This window comes from Rhodoblastus acidophilus, from assembly GCF_025961575.1.
Lineage (GTDB): Bacteria > Pseudomonadota > Alphaproteobacteria > Rhizobiales > Beijerinckiaceae > Rhodoblastus > Rhodoblastus acidophilus_C.
Genome location: NZ_JAOQNX010000063.1, coordinates 1 through 3038, shown reverse-complemented (window position 1 = coordinate 3038; position 3038 = coordinate 1). Strand labels below are relative to the sequence as shown.

Sequence of the window (3038 nt, the reverse complement as noted above, 5' to 3'; positions counted from 1 at the left end):
ATCCCGAACTCGGCCGTCAAACGCTTCCGCGCCAATGGTACTTTGTCTCAAGACACGGGAGAGTAGGTCGCCGCCAGGCCTGCAAAAGACATTTAACCTCATCACAATGAACCAACTCGAACAGCGGCCCTAAAGGCCGCTGTTTGCGTATACACCGGATAACGCGGGGTGGAGCAGCCCGGTAGCTCGTCAGGCTCATAACCTGAAGGTCACAGGTTCAAATCCTGTCCCCGCAACCACCGACGCCACAGCCCCCGATCCCGCCGGACCGGGGGCTGTCTGCGTTTCCGGGCCCGAAATCACCCCCGCCGCCTCAAGCAACCGCCTGCATGATCGCGGCCGGGTCCTTGTAGGCGTATTTGGTCCGGATCGTCACGATCAACCGGAAGCGCGCCCGCACGACGTCGAGCCGAATGCTTTCCTCCTGGCCTATCTTGACCCGCTCCTTGCCCTCGAACCCCGGCGGGACTTCGGGCTCCAGAACCACCTCGACCCGCTCCAGATGCGAAGGAAACCGCGGCTTGTCGCTGGGCGCCTTGCGAGGCTTGGGAGGCGCTTGTGCGGTCAGCCTGGCGTCAATCGCCGCGAGCCCGGTCTCGACCTCCTCGAAGACGAAGCTCTGCTGCTCGGCTTCGTCGGCGCCGAGCTTTTCGGAGCGTTTGCCGAAGCGGTCGCGGCGGAGCGTCTTGATGATCGAGGTCAGCCGATCGATCTCGGCTTTCGCCGCCGCGTTGGTCTGCGTGAGGTCCTCGACCTTCGCGGTCAGGTTCAACGTCTGGGACATGGCGCCGAGCGCCAGCGCCTTCAGTTGATCAACATCGTCAGGGAGTTCGCCGAAGCCCTCGATCATGCTGCGCAGGTTACCATCTGCAAGGCTGAAAGTCCTGCTTTTTCTAATCGTTCCGGCGTTTCCAGCGCGCCGCTCTCGCGTCAGCCGGCGCTCTGTGGCGCCCGCACGTCCACCGCGCGAACCCGCTTCCAATCCAGCCCCTCGACCAGCGTCATGACTTGCGCGTAGCTGAGGCGGATCTCGTGGCTTCCCGCCGTCGGCCAGCAGAAATGCGAACGTTCAAGGCGCTTCGCGAAAAGGCAAAGACCCGAGCCATCCCACCAGACAATTTTTATCCTGTCGGCCCGTTTCGCCCGGAAAACATACAGAGAGCCATCGAACGGATCGGCGCCGGCGTCGCGAACCAGAGAAACAAGTCCTTCCGGGCCCTTGCGGAAATCCACGGCCGCCGCCCGCAACAGCACCCGCGCGCCCTGCGGGATCATGCCTCGCGCACCGCGCGCAGAAGACGGCGAAGGTCGGCTTCCTCAATGTCGGCGCTGACCCGCAACACCGCCCCGCCAATCTCGATCTCCACTCGCCGCGTTCTTGCGGCGCGCGCCTCCACCGGCGCCTGGCGCTCCACCTTCTTCGCCTGCACGGCGGCGATGCGCCGCCACCCGAACAGTTGCGACGGCGTGATGTCCAGCGTGCGCGCCAGCGCCGAGATATTCACGCCGGGCTCCAGGGACGCCGCGATCGCTCGGTCCTTGAAATCGTCGGACCAGCGCCGGCGTTCCGCCACCGGCGCTCCGTCGAGACATTCGGCGCGGACCTCAATTTCAGAGCGAGAGTTGCGGCGGCGGAGCAGGCGTTCGCGACAGCGCGCGCGCTAAAGTCCAGTCAACTTCGTCTCGCAACACCGCCACAAGCCGCCGGTGGAACTCCCCATCCCCGGAGAAAGCGAACTTAGTCGCGAGATCACCGAATCACGCGAAGCACGCCGATGCGGTCGCCGGCGTCGAGCGTCGACGCGGGGCGACCATTGATCCCGAGCGCCGACTTGGAGGCCCGCTGCAACTCGACCGCAGCCAGTCGGGCTGTCCTGACAGTCTCCTTGTCGGCTCCGGCATTGTCGGCGACCCAGTTGCTGAACAGCTCACCCGCGCTGAATCGCTCGCGCACTGCGGCATGGGCCCAGAGATCGCGAACCGGGCCCGGCTCATTCAATTGCTTTTCGCTCGGCATCATTAGCAGGCGCCCACCCTCTGCCTCATGGCGACCAATTCGCTGCACACGCAAGATAGAAATTCGCGCGCCGGCCGGCCCGCACGCATCGTGCTGAGCGAATGTTGCGTTTGCGCCAACTCCGCGTCGGTCAATTTGGTCTTGCCCAATGCGTTGAGGCGCTTCATCGTCTCGAAAATCTCGGGATCGAGCAGGTCCGTGAGCGGCTCGCGTCTTGCGAGCGCGGCGGGATCATTCAGCTGCGCCGTCGGGTCCGGCCCCAGCAGAAAGATCACGAATCCGTCGATGACACCTTGGAGGCGCAGGGCCGCCAAGCCCATCACGAAATATTTGACCTCGGGCGCCACGATATCGCGATCGAGGTGATCAAAGACGAGCCAAGGTTTTTTGGGCCAGCTTGCCGACGCGGTTTGTATCCGGCCCGCGAGTTCGCCAAGACAGCGCTCGCTTTGCGTAATGCTGGACGTCGCGAGCAAGGTGGGTGTGTCACCAGGCGGGAGCGCAAGCAAGCTGACGAGATATTTGAAGAGTTGAAGGAGGTTCTGGCCCGATGTGATCGGTCCGATCAGATCGATCAGAACAGGTTTTGTGCCTGGGAGCGCGTTGGCCACATAGCGGATGAGATTCCAGGAGTGGCTCCTCCCAAGCCCGCGTGCGCCCTCGACGACAATGACTGGGACGTCCTGTCCCGACATGATTTCGCCCAGATACGCCCGCAACACGTTGCGGTTGACCACGGGCATCCCACACGCCAGAACCCGCTCATTGGGAGCGCCCTGCGACGCCTCCATACACTGAGCCTCGCCCAGCCGGTGCGCGGCCGCGTCAAGCACGCCGGTCGAGGGATGGGCGGGAAATTCTTCGGCCAACTTCTTCAGGAGTTTCGGCGCGTACTGAATGTTCCTTTCAATCCAGCCGACGCATTCAACAGAGCTGGTCCCGGTTGTCTGAACAGTTTCCCGCGACCGATAAGTGCTTTTCTGCCGGGTTCTTTCGTCAGAGGGCGCCGGGGTGTTGGGTG

Annotated in this window: 5 protein-coding genes, 1 tRNA gene and 1 rRNA gene; 2 read left to right on the top strand and 5 right to left on the bottom strand. The window is 63.5% G+C overall.

The features are described from left to right. A 5S ribosomal RNA gene (rrf, locus tag M2320_RS23475) occupies nt 1-79 on the top strand; the annotation flags it as partial. A gap of 83 nt (nt 80-162) precedes the next feature. Next, nucleotides 163-239: transfer RNA gene (locus tag M2320_RS23075), tRNA-Met, on the top strand. 74 nt (nt 240-313) lie between these two features. On the opposite strand, the gene M2320_RS23070 is transcribed toward M2320_RS23075, so the two are convergent. The 5 genes from M2320_RS23070 to M2320_RS23050 all read right to left on the bottom strand — a co-directional run. After that, entirely contained in the window at nt 314-982 is a 669-nt protein-coding gene (locus M2320_RS23070; RefSeq protein ID WP_264599308.1) for a hypothetical protein, read from the bottom strand. Further along, nucleotides 931-1275: an IS66 family insertion sequence element accessory protein TnpB gene (tnpB, locus tag M2320_RS23065; protein WP_264599307.1), complete on the bottom strand. Its 345-nt coding sequence runs from the start codon at nt 1273-1275 to the stop codon at nt 931-933. Before tnpB ends, M2320_RS23070 begins: the two co-directional genes overlap by 52 nt. Further along, nucleotides 1272-1574: a transposase gene (locus M2320_RS23060; RefSeq protein WP_264599306.1), complete on the bottom strand. Its 303-nt coding sequence runs from the start codon at nt 1572-1574 to the stop codon at nt 1272-1274. The genes tnpB and M2320_RS23060 overlap by 4 nt, the downstream gene beginning before the upstream one ends. 176 nt (nt 1575-1750) lie before the next feature. Beyond that, nucleotides 1751-2020: a hypothetical protein gene (locus M2320_RS23055; RefSeq protein WP_264599305.1), complete on the bottom strand. Its 270-nt coding sequence runs from the start codon at nt 2018-2020 to the stop codon at nt 1751-1753. Continuing rightward, nucleotides 2020-3038 (bottom strand): hypothetical protein (locus tag M2320_RS23050; protein ID WP_264599304.1); only part of this gene is annotated, 1019 nt, incomplete at its 5' end. The genes M2320_RS23050 and M2320_RS23055, both read right to left, overlap by 1 nt.

What these genes read in the sequence shown, in the direction of transcription:
- tnpB (WP_264599307.1), bottom strand. Translation starts at nt 1,275, where the DNA reads ATGATCCCGCAGGGCGCGCGGGTGCTGTTGCGGGCGGCGGCCGTGGAT.
- M2320_RS23055 (WP_264599305.1), bottom strand. Translation starts at nt 2,020, where the DNA reads ATGATGCCGAGCGAAAAGCAATTGAATGAGCCGGGCCCGGTTCGCGAT.